The following is a 20,972-nucleotide window of genomic DNA, read 5'->3' on the forward strand; positions in this document are numbered from 1 at the left end:
GGTGTGGTGGGTCGGTGGCTTGCGTGCGGTACCGGGTCATGCCATCAGCCGACAGCGGAGCCCGCCTCGTACGACGAGCGAAGCAGCGGGTCGGCGACCGCTCCCCGTTCGTATCGGGTGCCGAAGCGGTGCTGGTACTCCGCGAACAGCCGGCTGTCGTTGTGCAGGAACAGCACGTCGTGCAGCGCCATGTTCCGCATGGCGAGGAGCGGTACGGGGCTCCGCGAGACCGGGAACTGCGGGTTGCGGGCGGCGGGTTCGGGGCATTCGGGGTGGAACTGGCCCAGCATCAGCCCGCCCTCGGCCAGTTCCGCCTTCAGACCGGCCTGCACCGCGTCGAGTTCCGCCCACTGTTCGCGCGGCAGGTCGGGCAGGATCAGGACGTAGGCGTACATGGTGGGGTTGGTGCGCGGCCAGCGGGTGGTGCGGAAGGTCCGCGCCATCTCCCGTACCAGGGCGCGCAGTTCGGCGCCGCGCGCCTCCGTGAGTCCGGTGCGGGTGTGCATCATCAGGGTTCCGGCCCGGGCGGCGGGTTCCACGAAGGGGCAGACGTCGCCGTCGCGGCCGAGCTGTTCGTGGGGTTGGCTCACGTAGTCGCGCAGCCATTCCTGGACCACGGCCTCGGCCCGTTCCGTGACGGACGCCGGGCAGGCGGGGGGCAGCACCGCCACGGGCGCCGACTGGTCGTGGAGCGTCATCGGTCACCGCCCTCGGGCGCCGGGGGCGTACCGAGCGTGCCGCGCGCCTCGATCACCCCGGTGCCGCCGGGCAGCCGGGTCACCCGCAGCACCGTCAGCCCCGCCTCCCGCAGCAGCGCCGCGGTCTCCTCGTGGGTGCGTTCCCGGCCGCCGTCGAAGAGGGACATCATGTAGAGGTCCATCAGGCCGCCCCACTGGCCGCTGGAACCCTCCCCCGCGTCGCCGGTCGGATCGGCGGCCGCGAGGTGGTCGATGAGGACCAGCCGGGCGTCCGGTCCCATCGCGGCGCGGCAGTTGCGCAGGATCGCCACGCAGGACTCGTCGTCCCAGTCGTGCAGGATGTGGCGCAGGACGTAGCGGTCCGCGCCGCCCGGCAGGGGCTCGAAGAAGTTGCCCTCGCGCAGTTCGCAGCGGTCCGCGAGTCCGGCGCCGGTCAGGCGCAGCGCGGCGGGCGGGAGGGCGGCCGCGAGGTCGACGAGGGTGCCGCGCAGCTCGGTCCGGTCGGCGAGCAGGCCGGTGAGCAGCGCCCCGTCCCCGCCGCCGATGTCGACGACGCTGAGCGGGCCGGTGAAGTCCACCGCGCCCAGCAGCCCCTCCAGTTCGAGGGCCAGGCCGGTCTCCTGGGACCGGTCGAAGATCCGGCGCAGCCGGGTGTCGTCGCCGAGGTGGGAGAAGAAGTCCTGGCCGAAGACCTCCGGGAAGGCCGCGCGCCCGGTGCGGACCACCTGGGTGAGCCGCTCCCAGGCGGGCGCCACGGTGGCGGCGACCAGCAGGGCCGTCGGCAGTGCGGAGCCGGGGCCGTCCGAGCGGAGCGTCTCGCCGAGCGGGGTCAGCGAGAACTCCTCGCGGCTGCCCCGGCGTTCGAGGTGCAGGATCTCGAAGGAGGCGAGGGCGCGCAGCAGCCGGGGCAGCAGGGCGCGGTCGGCGCCGACCTTGTCGGCGAGTTCGGCCGCGGTGAGCGCTCCGTCGCCGAGGACGTCGGCGAGGCCGAGTTCGGCCATGGCGCTGATGGCGCGGGAGCGGAGCTGGCCGTAGATCATTTCGCGCATCCGCCAGGCGTGCCGGGCCTGGGCGCCGTCGGGGACGGCGACCCTGCCGGGCGGGCGGACGGTCCGGGTCGTCATCGGGTTTCCTCCACCAGTAAGGCGCGGTCGGGCCGATCGGTCCGGTCGGTCCGGTCGGTGTCGCGGGTCCGGGTACGGGCCCGCTCCCGGACGGGCAGCTCGGCGACCTGGACGTGCAGTCCGCCGCGCGGGATGAGCGCCGGAATGCCGCCGTACTGCGGCCGCAGGGTCAGCAGGTCGAGTTCGGTGCGCTGGGCCAGCCGGGAGAGGACGGCGGGGAGCACGGCTCCGGCGATCCCGGCCCCGATGCAGCGGCGGGCCCCGTAGCCGTAGGGCAGGTACTCGAAGGGCGACGGGGACTGGTAGCCCTCCTGGTCGGTGTCCCAGCGTTCGGGGCGGAACGCGTCGGGGGCGTCCCAGACGGCGGGCAGCCGGTGCGTGATGTATTCGCTGACCGCCACGGTGGCGCCCGCCGGGATCAGGTGACCGCGGTGGCGGAAGGCCTTGACGACGCGGCGCGGGCTCATCACCACGGGCGGGTGCAGTCGCAGGCTCTCCTGGACGACCCGGCCCGTGTAGCGGAGCTTGCGGACGGCGGCCGGGGTGGCGGGGGCGCCGCCCAGGACCTCGTCGGCCTCGGCCCGTAGCCGCTGCCACACGCCGGGGTGGGCCAGGGAGTTGTAGACGGCCCAGCCGACTCCGGAGCCCACCGGGTCGTAGCCCGCGATCAGCGCGCTGACGACCATGTCGCGGATCTCCTGGTCCGTCATCACGGCGCCGCCGTCGGCCAGCATCACGGAGATCAGGTCCTCGCCGCCGCGCGCTCCGGCCTCGCCGGTGTGCCGCCTGCGGGCGATCTCCTCGTAGATGCGCTCCTCGACGGCGGCGATCCCGTCGAGGGCGCGCCTGCGGGCGCGGGTCGGCAGGCTCCAGGCGACCATCTGCTGCGGCAGCGGATTGTCCATCAGCTCATGGATCTGGTCCAACTGGCCGATCAGATACGGAGCTTGCGTGGCGAGCCGGTCGCCGCAGAACAGGACGAGCATCGCGCCGCGGATCGCCTCGCGCAGGGCGGCGTGGATGTCCAGGCGCTGCCCGGGCCGCCAGCCGTCGATGGCCCGGTCGACGGATTCGACGATGAGCCGGGTGGCCTGTTCGACTCCGGGGCGCTGGAAGGAGGGCAGGGCCTTGCGCTTGCGGCGGGCGTGCGGCTCGCCGTCGGTGACGACCAGGGCCGTCTCGCCGGCGATGGGGCGGAGCATGTCGTAGGCCCCGGCGAAGCGGAAGTTGTCGGGGTTGCGCATCACGAGGGCGTTGGCGTCGGCCCCGAAGAGGAAGTAGGTGCGGGTGGGGCCCAGGCCGAAGGCGCTGACCTCACCGTATTCGTCCTTGAGGTGCTCCAGCCCTTCCGGCAGCGAGCGCTGGAACGCTCTGACGGTGCGCACGACTTGAGCTGGTGTGCGCGGTCCGGGGACAGCGGCCATGCGGGAACTCCTTCGGGGCGGGGGGCGGTAAGAAAAGAGTGGGCTCAGGTGGTCCGCGGCGCGGCGGCGCCGTCGCCCTTGCGCCGCGAGTCCAGGGCCAGCAGGTCGCTGCCGAAGAGGATCACGGCGCCGATCACCACGGAGAGGGCGGTCGCCCAGCCCGGGGTGCGGAGCACGAGCACGGAGGCGAGGAACGCGGTCGACAGCAGCATGTCGGCCTTCAGGACGGCGTTGGCCGCCGGATTCTCGACGGCCCGGGCCATCGCCAGGCACTGCCGGAAGGCCGCGACCGCCCACGGCAGCGCCGCCAGGGTCCGCAGCGGCAGGCTGCCCGCCAGGACGAAGCCCGTCAGTGACAGGTAGCCGATCAGGGTGACCACGGTCGCGGCGCGGGCGGCGGAGAGCCGGTCGGGAAAGACCGTCGCGGAGGTCCGCAGCCCGGCCTCGCGGTCACCTTCGTAGTCGGGGATGTTCTTGACCATTCCCTTGGCCACGAACCAGATGATCAGGAAGGCGAGGATCGCCCAGGCGTCGGTGGTCAGCCGCCGCACCCCGGCGGGGGCCGCGAAGTAGCCGAGCAGGTACGGGCCGAAGACGGCCAGGCTGAAGGCGAACAGCCCGGTCACGGGGCGGGCCTTGAGCCGCCCGGGGAGGAAGGAGTACTGGTGGGCGCCGACGAGCGCCAGGGTCATCGGCACCACGTACGCCGCGCTGTAGAAGAGCGAGACGCCGATGAGTACGGCGCTCATCGCGTGGCTGATCCACAGCAGTCGGCGGTGCCCGATGCGCAGGACCTGCCAGACCCGGCCGGGCAGGTTGCGGCTGTCCTCGGCGAGGTCGGTGTAGGCGTTGTAGGTGTTGGCCAGCAGTCCGTACACCAGGGAGACGGCCAGTCCCGCGAAGAACAGCCCGGTGACCCCGCCGCCGGCCACCGTCCAGCCGAGCGCGAAGGTCAGCATCCCGGGGACGCAGGTCCGCGGCCGGCCCAGCATCAGGGTGATCCGTACGGTTTCGGCCCACCCGGAGCTGCCGGGGGTGGTGCGCACCACTTCCTCGCGCCGGTGCGGGCTGAGCGCGGCGAACTCCTCGGGTCCGGGGAGGGGCGGGGCCTGTGCGGGCAAGGGGGCGGCGTTCACGGTCACGGGGGTCGTCCTCCATCCACCGGGTCCGGCCCACACGTGTCGAGCGGGGGCCGGACCGTGCCTCACGGTTCGGTGGTCCGACGATGACGGCGATCACTTGACGACCACTCAGCTCTGCCTTGAGATCGCTTCGAGAGCCGGTCCGGACCGGCCCGGTGATGCACACCGCGCCTCGGCCGTCCGGCGCCGACCTGGGCGGACACCGCTGGACACCGCTACGGAAGGCGTCCGGAAGCCGTCCGGATCCGGTCCAGGACCACTGGAGGAGCGCTGTGGTGAGCCGGGCCCGGAAACTCGCGTAGAGTGAGGTTTACCGACGCGGGGTGGAGCAGCTCGGTAGCTCGCTGGGCTCATAACCCAGAGGTCGCAGGTTCAAATCCTGTCCCCGCTACTCATGGATGAGGCCCCCTCGACGTTCACGTCGAGGGGGCCTCATCACGTTCCGGGCCGGCTGGTGCTAGCCGTGCAGCAGGTCCGGGCCGATCTCGCCCAGGGTGGCGGCTCCGGCCAGCGCCATCCGCAGCGAGAGCTGTTTCCGGTACGAGTCGAGCAGGGCGGCCACCCCGTCGGCGCCGTCCAGGGCCAGGGCCCACAGGACCGGGCGGCCCACCAGGACCGCGCGGGCGCCCAGGGCGAGGGCGACCAGGACGTCCGTGCCCGTCAGAATGCCCCCGTCGACCAGCACCGGCACGGTGTCCCCCACGGCCCGGACCACCGAGGGCAGCACCTCGGCGGTCGCGGCCGCGCGGTCGAGCTGGCGGCCTCCGTGGTTGGAGACGATCACACCGGCCGCCCCGGCGGCCACGCACGCCCGCGCGTCGTCGGCCCGCAGCACGCCCTTGACCAGCACGGGCAGCCCGGAGAGCCGCGCCAGTTCACCGATCACCTCGGGGCCGATGGAGGGGTCCTGCTCCCAGCCGGGCGTACGGGTGCCCAGTCCGACCGAGCGGCACAGTTCGTCGTCCTGCGGCAGCGGCAGCGGCGCGCCCGCCGTGGGCTTCGGCGCGACGTACGGCGCGTCGACCGTGAGGACCAGCGCCCGGGCTCCGGCCGCCGTGGCCCGTTCGACCTGGCGGCGGGTGATCTCCCGGTCGCGCAGGCAGTAGACCTGGAACCACCAGGGCCCGGCGGCCGCCGCGACGTCCTCCGGGTACCGGGTGGCCCGGGAGGAGAGCACCATGAGGGAACCCGCGGCCCGGACGCCCGTGGCCGTGGCCACCTCGCCCTCGTCGTGCGCCATCCGGTGGAAGGCGGTCGGCGCGGCCAGGACGGGCGAGGCCAGCGTGCTGCCGAGCAGTTCCACGGAGGTGTCCACCGCGGAGACGTCCCGCAGCACGCGCGGGGCGAGCCGCCGGGTCCGCCAGGCCGCCGCCGCCTCGCCCGTGCTGATCTGTTCGTCGGAGCCCGCCGCGTAGAAGTCGTAGGCCGCTTCGGGGAGCACCGCCCTGGCGCGCCCGGCCAGTTCGGGGCCCGCTGTGATGCCGTTCACCGGGGCCGCCTCGGACCCGTTCGTCCGGGGACCTCCCGGCCGCCGCCGACGATGAGTACGTGCTCGGTCATGTGGTCACCTCGGTGGTCGCGGGGGTGGACGGGACCGCGCCCGGCCCCCGGGGGTCGCCACCCGGGTCCGGACGCGGGCCGCCGGTGGCCCGTACGACGACCGCGGCGAGCACGAAGATCCCGGCGAGCAGCGCCCACCCTATGCTGCCGGGCGGGAGCATGGCGGAGTCATGCCGATGATCGCGGGCCGGCCTGGGCGCGGGCTAGCCGAAGCGCAGCAGCTTGGCGCCGAAGGAGGGTTCGGCCAGGTCTTCCTTCAGGGCCAGCGGGACCTTCGCCGCGCCGGGGCCGTCGCCGATCACCAGCTCACCGACCGGTGTGCCCGCCTTGGCCGCGTGGGGCAGCGCCTTGCCGCCGTCGGCGAGCGCCAGCCGTACCTGCTGGCCGGGTACTCCGACGGCCTGGCCGTCGCGGGTGGCCACGAGCGGGGTGCGCTTGCCGAGGCCGTCGTCCACGTACCCGACGACCTGGCCCTTCTTCACGGCTCCGGCCGCCGTCAGGGCGCCCCGTACCGATTCGATGATCTTCTTGCTGTTCTCCTTGACGAGGGCCAGGCTGTTGATGGCGTCCTTGTCGGGTGCGGGGGCCCGCTGCTCCAGCGTGGTCCCGATGATCAACTGGTCCTTGCCGCCGACCGACTTGTACGCCGCCCACATCAGCGCGCCGCCCGCCGCGGAGCTGGAACCGGTCTTGATGCCCGTGATGCTGAGTCCGGCGAGCAGCAGGTTGCCGTTGTTGTTGATGAGCGGCGTCGCCAGGCCCTTGATGGGGGCGCTGGGCAGCATCACGATCGGCCGGAACGCGTCGAACCGCATGACCGCCTCGGCCAGTTTGAGCTGGTCCTCGGCGGTGCTCTTCGTCCCGGCGTCCAGCCCGCTGGGGTCGGTGTAGGTGGTGTTCGTCATGCCGAGTTCCTTGGCGGCGGCGTTCATCTTCTCGACGAACGCGGCCTCCGAGTCGCTGCCGCCGTCCCAACGGGCCAGCAGCCGGGCGGCGTTGTTGCCCGACGGGACCATCAGCATCTTCAGCACGTCCTGCTGGCTGAACTTGGAACCCGCGGTCAGACCCTCGACGCGCGACTCGTCCTCGGACGTGCCGTCCGCGACCATCTTGGCGTCGATCTCGATCAGCGGACCGGCCTCGTCCTTCTTCAGCGGATGGCCCTTGAGGATGACGTAGGCCGTCATCACCTTGGCCACGCTGGCGATCGGTACGGGCTTCTGCTCACCGAAGGTGCCGACGTCGCCGCTGCCGACGACACGGACCGCGCCCTGGCCCGCGCCCGGCCACGGGGCCGTGTAGGTCCCGTCGAAGGTGAAGGAGGCCGGGGCGTCCCCGGTGGTCACGGTCGGCGCGGGCAGCGGCCGGACGGTCTGCGCGACGACGCCCGCGCCGAGCAGCGCGAGCAGGACGGGCGTCCAGATCTTGAACCGGCGGCCGACGGTACGGGCGGCCGTCTCGGGCGGCGGGGGCGTGTTGGTGAGCTGAGCGAGCAGGTCGAGGGGCGGGAGGGGCTGCGAACGTTCCGGGGCGGGGGCTTCCGGGGCGGGCCGCGGGGGTGCCGTGGTCGCCGCGGGGCGGGGGGCCTCACTCCGGGCCGGGACCCGGGGCCAGCCCGTCGCCCCGGCGGGGGTCGTCCCGTCGGGCTTCGCATCCGCCGGGGCGGGGGCCGGGGCCGGTGCGGTGGCCGGACGCTTGGCCCAGGTCGGGGTGGGCGGTGCCGACGGGGCGGCCGCCGCCTCGGCCGGTGCCGTGTCCGGATCCAGGGGCTTGAGGGCGACGAACGTGCTCGTCCGCTCGTTGTCGGACTCCGGCACGGCCTTACGGCCTGACGGGGTGGGGGATCCGGCCTCGGACGCGGGCGCGGGCGCGGTATCGGGCGCGGGCCCTGCGGTGGACGAAGCCTCCTTCGTTTCCTTGGCCTCCTTCGCCTCCTTCACCTCCGGCACGGATGTGCCGGACGGCCGCTCGGCCGACGCCTCGGATACGGGCGCACCCTCGGCGGTGTCGGCGTCGGCATCGGCGTCGGGCCCGACCTCCGACTCCGCAACGGGATCGGCGTCCGGCTCCGGCTCGGCTTCGGCCCGGGGGCCGGTGTCGGCCTCCGGAGCGGATCCCTTCCGCGCCGCGGCCACGGGCTCGGTGACCAGCACGGACCCGAGGGCCGGGTCCGTCCCGGGCCCGTCCGCGGGCGCGGATCGGGGATCCGGCGCGGGCCGGGAGTCCGCTTCAGCCTCCGCCGCCGCCTCGCCCACCGGCGCGGCCCCGGAGTCCGGCTCGGGCTCGGACCCCTCCCCCGCCTCGGCCGCAGGCGCAGGCACGGGCACGGGCGCCGGGTCGGCGGCGGGCCGGGGGTCGGTCGGCTCGGCGGCCGGGGTGGCTTCGGGGGGCGCCGGTTCGGGGGTGGGGGTGTCCGCCGCGTCCACGGTCGAACCCTGCGCGCTCTTCGACGTGTCGGGCGACTCGCCCGCCACTGATACCGCCTTCATCCGTCGTGCCACCTAGCTTGTACCGGCCGGGACACCAGCCCGCCCTCTGTCTCTTGGTGTCGTCGGTGGCACCCCCGCAGAGGGGCCACTCGATCATGTAGAGACCTGGGGGGCACTCATTGGTTCCCTGGAAAACGGCCCTAAATATCCGAATTTCGTCCGGATGTAGGCGTACGCGCTACGACAGACCCGTGCCGGCCCGCGGTGCGAAGAGGTGCGAGGCCCGGTGTTCCGCCGCCAGCCAGGACGCACCCGCGCCCAGCAGACCCGACGCCGTGGCGCGGGCGAGGGCCTGCCGGTGTTCCGAGCACGGTTCGCAGCCGGGGGTCCAGTGCGGGATGTGCTCCAGGTGCATGTTGGCCAGGTGCCGGGCCAGCCGGGTGCGCGAGGCCCTCGCCCCGTCCCGCGGCCCGTCGGCCACCACGTGGAAGTGCTGCATCGCCCCGTACAGCCGGACGCATTCGGCGCAGTCGGACATCCAGGCCGGGGTCGGCGGCCACTGGGTTGCGGGGCTGACGCCGTCGGCACTCATGTGCACACCTTAGTTGCAGGTCACGGCCGCGGCGGCCGATGACCGCCACTCCCACCCCGCTGGCCTACCCGTCCGGCCGTCAGGCGTCGTACTCGGTCAGGTCGATGGTGTGCACCTGGAGCAAGTGGCCGTGGACGGGGTGCGTCGCGTTCCGGTCCAGCTCCATGCCCAGCTTGCGGATGACGTTCTCGGACTCGTCGTTGCCCGCCCGGTTGATGGCGATGACCCGGTCGAGACCGCGGTCCTGGAGCGCGAACTCCAACGTCGCGTGCGCGGCTTCGGACGCGTACCCCTGGCCCCAGAAGGACCGGCCGAGCCGCCAGGTGATCTCCACCTCGTGCGCGAACTCCGGCAGGGCGTCCGGGACGGTCAGCCCGACGGCGCCGATCAGCTCTCCCGAGGCCAGCAGTTCGACGGCGAACAGGCCGAAGCCCTCGTCGTCCCACTCCTCCTCCCAGCGCTCGATGTCTCCGGCGGTCTCGTCCAGGTCCCGGACGGAGCCGTCGCCGATCCAGCGCATCACCTCCGGGTCGGCGTTGATCTCCGACAGCGGAACGAGGTCGTCGTCGTTCCAGCGGCGGAGGAGGAGTCGGGGGGTGCGGATCTCGGTCATGCCCCACATCCTGCCGAACGCCGCCGGTCAGAGGTAATCGGCTACCTCGCCACCACGGTCTGAACCTTTTGCCCTCGCAACCCTTGACGATCCACATAAGGAAGAAATAATGACTGCGCCGACATGATCGGCACAGCACATCAGGGGTGGGGACATGCAGGTCAGTGGGGATCCGGTCGAGTCCGGGAAGGTGCGAACACGCACAGAGGAATGCATACGGCTCGGCCGGCTGGAGGAAGCACGCGAGGTTGCGAACGCGTTCCTTGAAGAGGAGGGGCCGGACGCCGGACGATCGCGGTGCAGCGGAATCCCGTGCTGAGCCGGCCGCCGAAGGGCCCCTCCTCGTACCGTGTGCAGACGTACGACCTGAAGTGGGCCCTGGCGGGTACGGCCGACCGGGCCGCGGCGGCCGAGGAGTCCCGGATCGCCGCCGAGGCGCACCCGGACGACGTACGGCGGGTGGTACTGGCGCACACGCTCGCCGCCTTCGCCCGTCCGACGGCGGCACGGCTCCTGCCGATCCTGCTGCGGCCGTTCGCCTACGGCCTGTTCCATGCCGGGTGCCTGATCGCGCTCATCCTCGGCCGATTCGTCCTCGACGGGCCCTCGTGGGTGGTACTCGCCGGAGTCCTCGTCCTGCGCCTGCCGCGGCTGGCGGTGACGCGGCTGCTGCGCAAGGCCCGCCGCGCCGCGGGCACGTGGCCCCGGGACGATTTCGCCGCGGCCCTGGAACCGGACACGGCTTCCGCGAGCGGGCTGCCGCCCGTCCCGCGGTACTCCCGTCGCGAAGTGACGCACGCGCTGATCCCTCTGGGCCTGGTGGTGGTCTCGGTCATCGGCTCATCGGCCTGGGCCTATGCCCGCTACCTGGAATATCCGCGCTACGAGATCGCGGCGCCCGCCACCCTGTCCGGCATGACGCCCGCCGCCGCCGGGCCGCTCAAGGAAATGGCCGACCTCCTCCCGGACACCATCAGCTTCGGGGAGCCGTTCGCGTTCGCCTACACCGAGGACGACGACGAGAACCGGGGGATCGTCGTCTACGGCGGCACCGCCGACCTCCACGACGTGGGGGAAGACCTGGTCGGCATCAACCGCCGAGTCATCGCGGCCTCCCGGGACGCGCGCGTCATCGATGTCTGGCGACCCGGTCCGGGCGCGTTCGGCGGGTGGATGGAGTGCTTCTCCGCCGAGGGCATCAGCGCGGTCTGGCACCAGTGCACGTGGGCCGACAAGGGAAGCACCGGCAGCGTGATCATCCGCAAGGCCGCGCTGAGCCGGGACCAGGTCTCCGACCTCGCCCGGACCACGCGGGAGGCGGTCCTCCACCGCCGCTGAGGCCGACCCGGCGGCGCTTCCCATCCTGGGGTGGGAAGCGCCGCCGGACGGGCCGGGCCGTCAGTGGGCCGTGACCGCCGCCTTGCCGCCGATCTTCGGGTTCTCCTTCAGCCAGGCGCGCACGGCTTCCTGCTCCTTGCCCTTGCCCGTCTCCTGGATCTTCGCCTCCAGGCCGGTGAGCTGCTGCTCCGTCAGCTTGAAGTCGCGCAGCCACGAGGTCACCTCGGGCTCGTCGGCGGCGAATCCCTTGCGGGCCAGGCTGTGGATGCCGTCGCCCTGGCCCCAGACGCCCTTGGGGTCCGCGAGCTTGGTCAGGTCGTACGAGGCGTAGGCCCAGTGCGGCGACCAGAGCACGACCGCGACGGGCTCCTTCTTGTCGTACGCCCGCTTGAGTTCGGCGAGCATGCCGGGGGTGGAACCGTCGACGACCTTGTACTCGCCGTCGAGGCCGTACTCCTTGAGGACCTTGCTCTTGAGCAGCCCCATCGCGCCCGCGCTGGGCTCGATGCCGATGATGCGGCCCTTGAACTCGGCCGATTTGCCCTTGAGGTCCGCGAGGGACTTGACGTCCTTCACGTAGGAGGGAACCGACAGCTCCAGGGAGGTCGGCCCGTACCAGGAGCCCAGGTCGTCGAGCTTGTTGCCGTACTTCGCCCAGTACTCGGCCTGGGTGACCGGCAGCCAGCCGTCGGTCTGGAAGTCGACCTGCCCGCCCGCGAGGCCGGTGAAGAGCGCGCCCAGTTCGAGCTGGCGGGCCTCCACCTGGAAGCCGCGGCGCTCCAGCAGTTCCTTCCACAGGAAGGTGGAGGCGATACCCTCGTCCCAGGGGATGTAGCCGATGCTGATCTTGCGGCCCTTGCCGATGTCGTCGGCCGCGTCGACGGTGGCCTTCCCCGGGCCGCCGAAGGCGTTCAGGCCGCCGGCGACCAGGGCCAGTACCACCACTCCCGTGAGGGCGTAGGCGGGCTGCGGACGGTGGTTCCACACCTTCTTCGGTCCGCTCGCCAGGGCGCGGGCCTTCGCGAGCGTGCGGCGGCCGAGCGGCGAGACCTGACGGCCGAGCGCACCGGTCATCCGGTCCAGGTACATGGCGAGGATGACGATGGAGATGCCCGCCTCGAAGCCGAGGCCGATGTCGATGTTGCCGATGGCGCGGTAGACCGCGCCGCCCAGACCGCCGCCGCCGACCATGCCCGCGATCACGACCATCGACAGGCTCAGCATGATCACCTGGTTGATGCCCGCCATGATCGTGGGCAGGGCGAGGGGCAGCTGGACCTTGACGAGGGTGTTGCGGGGGGTGGTGCCGAAGGCGTCGGCGGCCTCGACTAGTTCCCCGTCGACCTGGCGGATGCCGAGTTCGGTCATGCGTACGCCGGGCGGCAGGGAGAAGACGATGGTGGCGATGATCCCGGGGACCACGCCCACGCCGAAGAAGATGATGCCGGGGATCAGGTAGACCATGGCGGGCATGGTCTGCATGAAGTCCAGGACCGGGCGCAGTACGCCGCTCACGCGCGCGGAGCGCGAGGCCCAGATGCCCAGCGGGACCGCGATGACGAGGGTCACCAGGGTCGCGACGAGCACCAGGGACAGCGTGGACATCGCCTCGTTCCACAGCTCGACGGAGTCGATGACGGCGAGGCCCGCGAAGGCGAGCAGCGCGGCGAGCAGGCCGCGCAGCCACCAGGCGGCGACGGCGAGGATGCCCGCGAAGAGCAGCGGGTGCGGGAAGGACAGCACGGCGTCGAAGCCGTCGTACAGGCCGGTGACGACGGCGCTGATCGCGTCGAAGAGCCAGGCCAGGTGACTCTGGAGGAAGTCGACCGTGTGGTCGACCCACACACCGAGGTGGAGGCGGGGCATCAGACGGTCACCTCCTTCTTCTGGCGCGGGACGACCGTACGGTCGCAGCGGAGCGGAGCGCGGTGCTCGTCGCCGATGAAGGCGACCAGCCGGGACTGCGGTACGCGGCCCACGATGGCGCCGTCGGCGTCCGTGACGGCGACGGGGTGCGGGACGCGGGCGCTGACCGCGCACAGCTCGGCGAGCGGGGTGTCGGCGCTGACGGTGGGGCAGTCGCAGGCGCGGTCCCCGGCGCCGCCGGGCGCGGTCATCACGGCGTCGGCGGTGAGCACGCGGGAGCGGTCGACGTCCTGGATGAAGGAGGCGACGTAGTCGTCGGCGGGCCGCATGAGGATGTCCTCCGCGGTGCCGAGCTGGACGATCCGCCCGTTGCGCATGACGGCTATGGAGTCGCCGAGGCGCATCGCTTCGTTCAGGTCGTGGGTGATGAAGACGATGGTCTTCTTCAGCCGGTGCTGGATCTCCAGCAGCTGGTCCTGCATGTCGCGGCGGATCAGCGGGTCGAGCGCGCTGAAGGACTCGTCCATCAGGAGCAGGTCGGCATCGGTGGCCAGGGCGCGGGCGAGGCCGACGCGCTGCTGCATGCCGCCGGAGAGTTCGTCGGGCCAGGAGCGCTCCCAGCCGGCCAGACCGCACAGCTCCAGGGCCTCGGTGGCCCGGCGCTCGCGTTCGGCCCGGGGCACACCCTGGACTTCGAGGCCGTAGGCGGCGTTCTCCAGTACGTCACGGTGCGGGAAGAGCGCGAAGTGCTGGAAGACCATGCTGATCTTCGTGGAGCGGACGTGGCGCAGCTCACCCGGGCTGAGGGCCGTGAGGTCCTGGCCGTCGTAGAGGACGCGCCCGGCGGTCGGTTCGAGGAGACCGTTCAGCATGCGCAGCAAAGTGGACTTTCCGGATCCGGAGAGGCCCATGACGACGAAGATCTGCCCCGGCTCGACACTGAAGGACGCGTCGATCACCGCTGCCGTCGTTCCGTCGGCGCGCAGATCATCGCGGTCGGCGCCGGTCTCAAGGGACCGCACCGCCTCTTCGGGCCGTCTTCCGAACACTTTGTATACGTGCTCGGTCTGGAGCCTGGACACATGTACCTCGCGGGTCGTAGTGAGCACGGCATGCGGGTCCGCAGACCCACGGCCGTGGAGCGATGCGGGATCCGCCCGCGTCGTCCCGGCCCGGCCGACAGCACCGGAGCGGGGTTCGCTCAAGAGGCGCAAATGCCCTGTCTGTGAATGAGCAAACACAAACGTGATCCAGTTCACGTTTCGGGCGTACGGGGACGGAGTCCTCACCGGGAGCCGGTCCGCGGGCGCGGGCGTGCCATGGCGCGGACCCGGAAGTGGAGTTGGGGCGCGGAGCCCCCAGGAAAGCCCGCACGGAACCGGAACGCCGGCCGATCGGGCGTCTCACCATGCGGACAGCGCGAGCGTTCCCGGCCTTTCCGTGGGTGTTCCTGACTTTCGCCGGTCCCGCCGACGCCGGTCAGCCCGCCTGACCCTCGGTGAGGACGATCTCGCCGACCCGCTCGGCGATGGCCGCCGCCTCGTCCGGCGGGAGGGCATCGGTGACGAGCACGTCGATCTGGTCGAGCGTGGCGAAGGTGGTCAGCCCGACCGTCGTCCACTTGGTGCGGTCGGCGAGCACCACGGTGCGGCGCGCCGCGCGCAGGAAGGTCCGGTTGGTCTCGGCCTCGGCGAGGTTCGGGGTGGTCAGGCCGGTCGAGGTGCCCAGCCCGTGGCAGCCGACGAAGAGCAGGTCCACATGCAGGGACCGGATGGCCCGGTCGGCCACGGGCCCGACGAGCGCGTCCGAGGGCGTACGGATGCCACCCGTCAGCAGCACCGTGGTGCCGCTCGCGCCGCCGCCGAGCCGTGCGGCCTCGAAGACCTCGGCGGTCCGGATCGAATTGGTGACGACGGTGAGGCCCGGGACCTCGGTGAGTTCCCGGGCCAGGGCGTGGGTGGTGGTCCCCGCGGACAGCGCGACGGCCGATCCGGGGGCCACCAGCGCGGCCGCGGCGCGCGCGATGGATCCCTTCGCGGCCCGTTCCCACTCCGATTTCGCCGCGAATCCCGGTTCGTGGCTGCTGGGCTCGCCGCCGAGGACCGCGCCGCCGTGCACCTTCTGCAGCAGGCCCTCCCGGGCCAGGGCGTCCAGGTCGCGGCGCACGGTCATGTCGGAGACGTTCAGCGAGCGGGTCAGCTCGTTCACCCGTACGCCGCCCCGCCGGCGCACCTCTTCGAGGATGTGCGCGCGGCGCTGGTGGGCCAGCAGAGTGCCGGGGTCGGCCATCCTGCGGTTCCTCTCCTCGGGGGCGGGTGAGCGGACTGGCGGGTTTGCGGGTTTCGGGGTCACCGAGAGCATCCTGACGGTCGGCCCCGACGTCAACAGGTTCCAACAGAACGGCACGGGACGGTTGTTGGACGACGGTGGATGACGGTGGATGACGGTGGATGACGGTGCGCGCCATATTGACATGCTCACGAAACGGCAGTGTGATGTGGGCCGTCCCGTTGGATTCCGTTCGATCCTGATGATTTCGCGCCCCAGGAACCGCCGGGACACCCTCTCGCACATGACTTCTCGTCCCCAGGAGCCGTCCGTGCACACATCGCCCTCGTCGCCCGTCCGCCGCCGCCTGACCGCGGTCCTCGCGGCGCTGCCGCTTCTCTTACCCGCGGCGGGAGCCGCCGCGCTCGCCGGAGCCGTGGTGGTCACCGCCGCGTCACCCGCCGCCGCCCTTCCGGACGGTCAGGCGCTCACCCCGCCCATGGGGTTCAACAACTGGAACTCCACCCACTGCCGGGCCGAGTTCAACGAGAGCATGGTCAAGGGCATAGCCGACCTGTTCGTCAGCAAGGGACTGAAGGCCGCCGGATACCAGTACGTCAATCTCGACGACTGCTGGGCGCTGCCGAACCGCAACGCCCAGGGCGATCTGGTCGCCGACCCGGTCCGCTTCCCGAACGGCATCAAGGCGGTCGCCGACTACGTCCACGGCAAGGGCCTGAAATTCGGGATCTACACCAGCGCCGGGACCAAGACCTGCGACACGGCCGGTTTCCCGGGCGGTCTGGGCCACGAGCAGCAGGACGCGAACCTGTTCGCCGCCTTCGGTGTCGACTACCTCAAGTACGACAACTGCAACAACCAGGGCGTGGACGCCAAGAAGCGGTACACGGCGATGCGGGACGCGCTGCGCACCACCGGACGGCCGATCGTGTTCTCGCTGTGCGAATGGGGCCAGAACCAGCCGTGGACCTGGGCGGCCGACGTCGGTCACCTCTGGCGCACCACCGGCGACATCGGCGACAGCTGGTCCTCGATGATCAACATCGCGCACACCAACCAGGGACTCGCGCAGTACGCCGGGCCCGGCCACTGGAACGACCCCGACATGCTGGAGGTCGGCAACGGCGGGATGACGGCCGCCGAGTACCGGACCCACTTCAGCCTCTGGTCGATGATGGCCGCGCCGCTCCTCATCGGCAGTGATCTGCGCACGGCGAGCGCCGAGACCTTCGCCGTCCTGTCCAACCCCGATGTCATCGCGCTCGACCAGGACCCGCTCGGGCGGCAGGGCACCGTGGTCTCCGCCAACGGCGGCCTGGTGGTCATGGTCAAGGAACTCCAGAACGGCGACCGGGCCGTGTCCCTGACCAACGAGACGGGATCCACCGCCACGGTCTCCACCACCATGGACGCCCTCGGCATCGGCGGGCGCGCCCCGTACGCCCTCAAGGACCTGTGGAGCAAGGCGACTTCGACCACCGGCGGCCCCGCGCTGAGCGCCTCCGTCGGCGCGCACGCCACCACCGTCTTCCGGATCACCCCCGGCGCCCTCCCCCTCCCGCCCGCCGGCACCTCGGCGCTCTCCGACCTGTCGTGGACCAGCGCGTCCAACGGCTGGGGCCCGGTGGAGAAGGACCGCAGCAACGGCGAGCAGGCCGCCGGTGACGGCCGCACGCTGACCGTGGGCGGAGTGACGTACGCCAAGGGCCTGGGCGCCCACGCGGCCAGCACCGTGACCTACCACCTGGGCGGCCGGTGCAGCACGCTCAGCGTGAACGTGGGCGTCGACGACGAGAAGAGCAGCTACGGCTCGGTGGTCTTCCAGATCTACCGGGACTCCGTCAAGGCCGCCGACAGCGGTCTGCTCACCACGGCGGACACCGCCCGCACACTGACCGCCGACCTCACCGGCGGCCAGACGCTGAAGCTCGTCGTGACCGACGGCGGCAACGGCATCAACTCCGATCACGCGGACTGGGCCACCCCCCGGCTCACCTGCAGCTGACCATCCCTGGTCACCACCGTCTCCGCCGTCACCACCATCACCACCGTCTCCACCTCGACACGGGAGTCCTCTCGCATGCACCCTTCCTCCCCCCTCCGTTCGCTGCGCCGCGCCGCGGCCCTGAGCGGCGTGCTCGCGCTGGCGCTCACCCTGGGCGCCTGCTCCTCCGGCAAGCCCTCCGGCGGCGGGGGCGGGAAGGGGCCGGCCGACGGCCCGTTGTCCATCGCCTACCTGCAGAAGCAGGGAGACCAGGAGTACTTCGTCTCCGAGGCAGCGGGCGCGCAGCGCAAGGCCGACGAACTCGGCATCAAACTGCGGGTGGTCAACCTCGGCAACGACGCGTCCAAGACCATCACGGAGGTGAAGTCGGCGGCCGCGCAGAAGAACCAGGGCATCATCATCGTGGTTCCGGAATCGGCCGTCGGGCCGCAGGTCGTCGCGGAGGCGAAGAACGCCGGTATCGCGCTGCTCACTTCGGACGACCAGGTCTGCGCGAACGGTCCGAAGCCCGCCGACTGCGACGAGGCGAACCTGGTACCCCGGGTGGGCTTCTCCGGTCTCCAGATGGGCAACGAGGTCGGCAAGCGGGCCGCCGCCGAGTTCCTGAAGGCGGGCTGGAGCGCGGCGGACACCCGGATCATCTACGCCTGGAAGCAGGACACCACCGTCTGCACCGACCGGGTCAACGGCGCCAAGGCGGCGTGGAAGGAGGCGGGCGGCCCCGAGGTCCAGGCCATCGAGGTCGGTACGGACAACACCCCGGCGGGCGCGCAGGCGAAGGTCGAGGCCACGGTGACCGCCAACCAGGGCGTCAAGCACTGGGTGGTCATGGGCTGCAACGACGAGAACGTCTCGGGCGGGGTCAAGGGCCTGGGCAACGCCGGGGTGAAGGGCGCGGACATCGTCGGCATCGGCCTCGGCGCCTATCTGGCCTGCAAGGACTGGCAGGCCGGCGCCGACAACGGCATGAAGGCCGCGCTCTACATCCCCGGTGACGAGGTCGGCAAGCTCGCCGTGCAGGCCATGTACGACAAGCTCAAGAACGGCAAGGAGTTCGCCCCGGAGTCCTTCGCACCGACCAGGATGGTCGACGCGGGCACCTGGAAAGACGCCGGGTTCGGCTGCAAATGAGTGACGCCGGACTGAGTGGCGCCGAAATGAGTGGCGCCCCTGTGCACGAGAACGCGGGCGGGGGCGGGGGCGCGGGCGAGGCCGGGCTGCGCGTCACCGGACTCGTCAAGAGCTACGGCGCCGTGCGGGCCCTGCTCGGCGTGAGCCTGGACTTCCCGGCGGGCACCGTCACCGCCCTGATGGGCGAGAACGGCGCGGGCAAGTCCACCCTGCTCAAGATCGTCTGCGGTGACCAGGGCGCCGACTCCGGCACCGTGGGGCTCGACGGCGTCCCGCTGCGCCTGCACTCCCCCGCCGACGCCCGGGCCGCCGGGATCCGGCTCATCCCGCAGGAGCCGGAGATCGTCCCGCACCTCAGCGTCGCCGAGAACGTCTACCTCGGCGCCCTGCCGACCCGGGCCGGGCGCCGCTTCGACCGCACCGGCCTGCGCCGCCGCCTCGAAGCGGACCTGCTGCGGATCGGCTTCGCCGAGGTCCTCGACGCCGACACCCTCGGCGCCGATCTCACCGCGGCGCAGCGCCAGTTGGTGGAGATCCTGCGGGCGCTGACCGGGCGGGCCAAGGTCATCGCCTTCGACGAACCGACCTCCTCCCTGTCGGAGCACGAGGTGGCGGCCCTGTTCGCACTCATCCGCCGGCTGCGCGCGGACGGCCTGGCGGTCGTGTACGTGTCCCACCGGATGCGGGAGATCTTCCAGCTCGCCGACCGGGTCGCCGTACTGCGCGACGGCGCGCTGGTCGGCGTACGGGACGCGGCGGACACGGACGAGGGCGAGATCGTACGGATGATGGTGGGCCGGAACCTGTCCGCCCTCTTCGCCCGCGCGCACGTGGCCACCGACCGGGTCGTCCTCGACGTCCGGGACGTGCGCACCGACGACGTGAGCGGGATCAGCCTGCGGGTCCGGGCCGGGGAGGTCGTGGCCCTCGCGGGGCTCGTCGGCGCCGGACGCTCCGAACTGGCCCGGGCCCTGGTCGGTGACCTCCCGCTGCGCGGTGGCTCGGTCGCGGTCGACGGCCGCGCCCTGCGGCTGCGCCGCCCCTCCGACGCCGTGCGCGCCGGGATCGGCCTGGCCCCCGAGGAGCGCAAGGCGCAGGCGCTGTTCATGGACCGGTCGGTCCGGGACAACACCACGCTGGTGATGCTGGGGCGGCTCAGCCGCCTGCGGTTCGTCCGGCGGGGTTCGGAGCGGCGCCTCGCCCGGGAGTTCACCGACCGGCTGCGGGTGCGCGCGCCCTCCATCGAGCACGAGGTACGGGGGCTCTCGGGCGGCAACCAGCAGAAGGTGGTGCTCGCCCGCTGGCTGGCGCGGCGGCCGAAGGTCCTGATCCTCGACGAACCGACCCGCGGGATCGACGTCGGGGCCAAGGCCGAGATCTACCGGATCATCGCGGACCTCGCCGAGGCCGGGGTGGCACTGCTGGTGATCTCCTCCGAGCTGCCCGAGGTACTGGGCCTGGCGGACCGGGTGCTGGTCATGCAAGGAGGAAGGATCACTGGCGAGTTGAGCCGGTCCGAGGCCACGGAGGAACGGATCCTCGCGCTGGCCATGGCCGATGACCTGACCCCGGGCGACGGCCCGCACGACCCTACGCACGACCGCAGGCACGACGACCGTACGCACGACAGCGAGGGCCGGACATGACGACGAAAGCGATGCGCCCCGAGGGCCAGGAGCATGACCAGGACCAGGACCAGCACCGGATGTCCACGGCCCCGCGGAGCCGCGCGGCGGCCTGGCTCGGCGCGGTCGGCGGCCAGAACGTCGGCCTCATCGGCGGTCTGATCCTGGTGACGGCCCTCTTCGGCTCACTCAACTCCGCCTACCTCACCTGGGCCAACATCAAGGTGATCGGCGACGCGGTGACCATCTCGGGCCTGCTGGCCCTGGTGCAGACGGTCGTCATCATCTGCGGCGCGCTCGACATCTCCGTCGGGTCCCAGGTCGGTGTCGCCTCCGTCGTCTCCGCGATGGTGTTCACCTCGACCGGTTCCAACGCGCTGCTCGGCATCGCCGCGGCGCTCGGCGTCGGCCTGCTCGCCGGTCTGGTCAACGGCGCGGTGATCGTCTACGGGCGGATCAACCCGGTCATCGCCACGCTGGCGACGCTGGCCGTGTACAAGGGGGTCGCCCAGCTCCTCTCGAAGGGCGCGGCGCAGGGCTACGTCAGCAACGACGACGTCTTCGTCTTCCTCGCGAACGGGGCGATCGCCGGGGTACCCGTACTGCTGTGGGTGCTCGCCCTGGTGACCGTCTGCATCCACCTGCTGCTGAAGTACACGGACATCGGCCGCAACGTCTACGCGATCGGCGGCAACGACACGGCGGCGCGGCTGGCCGGGATCCACATCAACAAGTACCTGATCGCGGTCTACGGCCTGGCCGGGGTCGTGGCCGCGGTCGCCGGGGTGCTGCTGACCGCCCGTACCGGCTTCGGCCACCCGGTCTCGGGCAGCGAGGGCCTGGAGCTGAAGGCGATCACCGCGGCCGCCCTCGGCGGCTGCCTGCTGACCGGCGGCCGCGGCGGTGTCGGCGGCACCCTGCTGGCGATCACCCTGCTGGGAGCCCTCGACAACGGCCTGACCGTCGAGGGCGTCAACCCGTTCTGGCAGAACGTCGCCCAGGGCACCCTGCTGGTCGCGGCCGTGGTCATCCAGAAACGCCGCACGGGCGAACGCGCCGTGGGCCTGCCGACGTAGCCGGGACCCGACCCAGGCCCCGTACCCCGCGTACGGTTCACGGCGCCACCGCTCCGCCCG

Annotated in this window: 17 protein-coding genes and 1 tRNA gene; 6 read left to right on the forward strand and 12 right to left on the reverse strand. The window is 72.0% G+C overall.

Annotated elements, in window-relative coordinates; all coding sequences use genetic code 11:
• Nucleotides 1-44 precede the first annotated feature (44 nt).
• From OHS33_RS01845 to OHS33_RS01860, 4 genes are read right to left on the reverse strand one after another with little or no spacing between them, the layout of a single operon-like run.
• Nucleotides 45-698, reverse strand: coding sequence for a DUF6875 domain-containing protein (locus OHS33_RS01845; protein WP_330328602.1), 654 nt, complete (start codon nucleotides 696-698; stop codon nucleotides 45-47).
• On the reverse strand, nucleotides 695-1,822 hold the full coding sequence (locus OHS33_RS01850; RefSeq protein WP_330328603.1) for a methyltransferase: 1,128 nt from the start codon (nucleotides 1,820-1,822) through the stop codon (nucleotides 695-697). Before OHS33_RS01850 ends, OHS33_RS01845 begins: the two co-directional genes overlap by 4 nt.
• Nucleotides 1,819-3,246 (reverse strand): cytochrome P450, encoded by a 1,428-nt coding sequence (locus OHS33_RS01855; RefSeq protein WP_330328604.1) that lies wholly within the window; start codon nucleotides 3,244-3,246, stop codon nucleotides 1,819-1,821. Before OHS33_RS01855 ends, OHS33_RS01850 begins: the two co-directional genes overlap by 4 nt.
• Nucleotides 3,247-3,290: 44 nt before the next feature.
• Nucleotides 3,291-4,388 carry a UbiA family prenyltransferase gene (locus tag OHS33_RS01860; protein WP_330328605.1) on the reverse strand — a complete coding sequence of 366 codons (1,098 nt, stop codon included), beginning with the start codon at nucleotides 4,386-4,388 and terminating at the stop codon, nucleotides 3,291-3,293.
• A gap of 317 nt (nucleotides 4,389-4,705) precedes the next feature.
• On the opposite strand from OHS33_RS01860, the gene OHS33_RS01865 reads away from it, so the two are divergent.
• Nucleotides 4,706-4,779: transfer RNA gene (locus OHS33_RS01865), tRNA-Met, on the forward strand.
• 66 nt (nucleotides 4,780-4,845) lie between these two features.
• Here OHS33_RS01865 and OHS33_RS01870 read toward each other — a convergent pair.
• The 5 genes from OHS33_RS01870 to OHS33_RS01890 all read right to left on the reverse strand — a co-directional run bounded on the left by OHS33_RS01870 (nucleotide 4,846) and on the right by OHS33_RS01890 (nucleotide 9,582).
• Nucleotides 4,846-5,877 carry an alpha-hydroxy acid oxidase gene (locus OHS33_RS01870; protein WP_330328606.1) on the reverse strand — a complete coding sequence of 344 codons (1,032 nt, stop codon included), beginning with the start codon at nucleotides 5,875-5,877 and terminating at the stop codon, nucleotides 4,846-4,848.
• Between the two features lie 67 nt (nucleotides 5,878-5,944).
• Complete coding sequence (locus OHS33_RS01875; protein ID WP_330328607.1) at nucleotides 5,945-6,109, reverse strand: hypothetical protein; 165 nt, start codon at nucleotides 6,107-6,109, stop codon at nucleotides 5,945-5,947.
• A 42-nt stretch (nucleotides 6,110-6,151) separates the two neighbouring features.
• Nucleotides 6,152-8,437 carry a D-alanyl-D-alanine carboxypeptidase family protein gene (locus OHS33_RS01880; RefSeq protein WP_330328608.1) on the reverse strand — a complete coding sequence of 762 codons (2,286 nt, stop codon included), beginning with the start codon at nucleotides 8,435-8,437 and terminating at the stop codon, nucleotides 6,152-6,154.
• A gap of 178 nt (nucleotides 8,438-8,615) precedes the next feature.
• Nucleotides 8,616-8,969 carry a hypothetical protein gene (locus tag OHS33_RS01885; protein WP_330328609.1) on the reverse strand — a complete coding sequence of 118 codons (354 nt, stop codon included), beginning with the start codon at nucleotides 8,967-8,969 and terminating at the stop codon, nucleotides 8,616-8,618.
• Between the two features lie 79 nt (nucleotides 8,970-9,048).
• Nucleotides 9,049-9,582, reverse strand: coding sequence for a GNAT family N-acetyltransferase (locus OHS33_RS01890; protein ID WP_330328610.1), 534 nt, complete (start codon nucleotides 9,580-9,582; stop codon nucleotides 9,049-9,051).
• A 297-nt stretch (nucleotides 9,583-9,879) separates the two neighbouring features.
• On the opposite strand from OHS33_RS01890, the gene OHS33_RS01895 reads away from it, so the two are divergent.
• A complete protein-coding gene (locus OHS33_RS01895; RefSeq protein ID WP_330328611.1) occupies nucleotides 9,880-10,920 on the forward strand; it encodes a hypothetical protein in 1,041 nt (346 codons plus the stop codon).
• 60 nt (nucleotides 10,921-10,980) lie between these two features.
• On the opposite strand, the gene OHS33_RS01900 is transcribed toward OHS33_RS01895, so the two are convergent.
• From OHS33_RS01900 to OHS33_RS01910, 3 genes are all read right to left on the reverse strand, one after another.
• A complete protein-coding gene (locus OHS33_RS01900; protein ID WP_330328612.1) occupies nucleotides 10,981-12,786 on the reverse strand; it encodes an ABC transporter permease/substrate binding protein in 1,806 nt (601 codons plus the stop codon).
• Complete coding sequence (locus OHS33_RS01905; protein ID WP_330328613.1) at nucleotides 12,786-13,868, reverse strand: quaternary amine ABC transporter ATP-binding protein; 1,083 nt, start codon at nucleotides 13,866-13,868, stop codon at nucleotides 12,786-12,788. Before OHS33_RS01905 ends, OHS33_RS01900 begins: the two co-directional genes overlap by 1 nt.
• A 397-nt stretch (nucleotides 13,869-14,265) precedes the next feature.
• Entirely contained in the window at nucleotides 14,266-15,075 is an 810-nt protein-coding gene (locus tag OHS33_RS01910) for a DeoR/GlpR family DNA-binding transcription regulator (RefSeq protein WP_330328614.1), read from the reverse strand.
• A gap of 283 nt (nucleotides 15,076-15,358) precedes the next feature.
• Here OHS33_RS01910 and OHS33_RS01915 point away from each other — a divergent pair, with 283 nt between their 5' ends.
• From OHS33_RS01915 to OHS33_RS01930, 4 genes are all read left to right on the forward strand, one after another.
• Nucleotides 15,359-17,080 (forward strand): NPCBM/NEW2 domain-containing protein, encoded by a 1,722-nt coding sequence (locus OHS33_RS01915; protein WP_443065184.1) that lies wholly within the window; start codon nucleotides 15,359-15,361, stop codon nucleotides 17,078-17,080.
• Between the two features lie 75 nt (nucleotides 17,081-17,155).
• Nucleotides 17,156-18,211: a substrate-binding domain-containing protein gene (locus OHS33_RS01920; RefSeq protein WP_330328615.1), complete on the forward strand. Its 1,056-nt coding sequence runs from the start codon at nucleotides 17,156-17,158 to the stop codon at nucleotides 18,209-18,211.
• A gap of 26 nt (nucleotides 18,212-18,237) precedes the next feature.
• Complete coding sequence (locus OHS33_RS01925; RefSeq protein ID WP_330328616.1) at nucleotides 18,238-19,857, forward strand: sugar ABC transporter ATP-binding protein; 1,620 nt, start codon at nucleotides 18,238-18,240, stop codon at nucleotides 19,855-19,857.
• Complete coding sequence (locus tag OHS33_RS01930) at nucleotides 19,854-20,912, forward strand: ABC transporter permease (RefSeq protein WP_330328617.1); 1,059 nt, start codon at nucleotides 19,854-19,856, stop codon at nucleotides 20,910-20,912. Before OHS33_RS01925 ends, OHS33_RS01930 begins: the two co-directional genes overlap by 4 nt.
• Nucleotides 20,913-20,972: the final 60 nt, after the last annotated feature.

It is taken from the genome of Streptomyces sp. NBC_00536 (genome assembly GCF_036346295.1).
GTDB lineage: Bacteria > Actinomycetota > Actinomycetes > Streptomycetales > Streptomycetaceae > Streptomyces.

Coding starts and splice junctions, on each gene's coding strand:
- OHS33_RS01920 (WP_330328615.1), top strand. CDS start 17,156: ATGCACCCTTCCTCCCCCCTCCGTTCGCTGCGCCGCGCCGCGGCCCTG.
- OHS33_RS01880 (WP_330328608.1), bottom strand. CDS start 8,437: ATGAAGGCGGTATCAGTGGCGGGCGAGTCGCCCGACACGTCGAAGAGC.
- OHS33_RS01915 (WP_443065184.1), top strand. CDS start 15,359: ATGACTTCTCGTCCCCAGGAGCCGTCCGTGCACACATCGCCCTCGTCG.
- OHS33_RS01925 (WP_330328616.1), top strand. CDS start 18,238: ATGAGTGGCGCCCCTGTGCACGAGAACGCGGGCGGGGGCGGGGGCGCG.
- OHS33_RS01890 (WP_330328610.1), bottom strand. CDS start 9,582: ATGACCGAGATCCGCACCCCCCGACTCCTCCTCCGCCGCTGGAACGAC.
- OHS33_RS01875 (WP_330328607.1), bottom strand. CDS start 6,109: ATGCTCCCGCCCGGCAGCATAGGGTGGGCGCTGCTCGCCGGGATCTTC.
- OHS33_RS01885 (WP_330328609.1), bottom strand. CDS start 8,969: ATGAGTGCCGACGGCGTCAGCCCCGCAACCCAGTGGCCGCCGACCCCG.
- OHS33_RS01910 (WP_330328614.1), bottom strand. CDS start 15,075: ATGGCCGACCCCGGCACTCTGCTGGCCCACCAGCGCCGCGCGCACATC.
- OHS33_RS01845 (WP_330328602.1), bottom strand. CDS start 698: ATGACGCTCCACGACCAGTCGGCGCCCGTGGCGGTGCTGCCCCCCGCC.
- OHS33_RS01855 (WP_330328604.1), bottom strand. CDS start 3,246: ATGGCCGCTGTCCCCGGACCGCGCACACCAGCTCAAGTCGTGCGCACC.
- OHS33_RS01900 (WP_330328612.1), bottom strand. CDS start 12,786: ATGCCCCGCCTCCACCTCGGTGTGTGGGTCGACCACACGGTCGACTTC.
- OHS33_RS01850 (WP_330328603.1), bottom strand. CDS start 1,822: ATGACGACCCGGACCGTCCGCCCGCCCGGCAGGGTCGCCGTCCCCGAC.
- OHS33_RS01930 (WP_330328617.1), top strand. CDS start 19,854: ATGACGACGAAAGCGATGCGCCCCGAGGGCCAGGAGCATGACCAGGAC.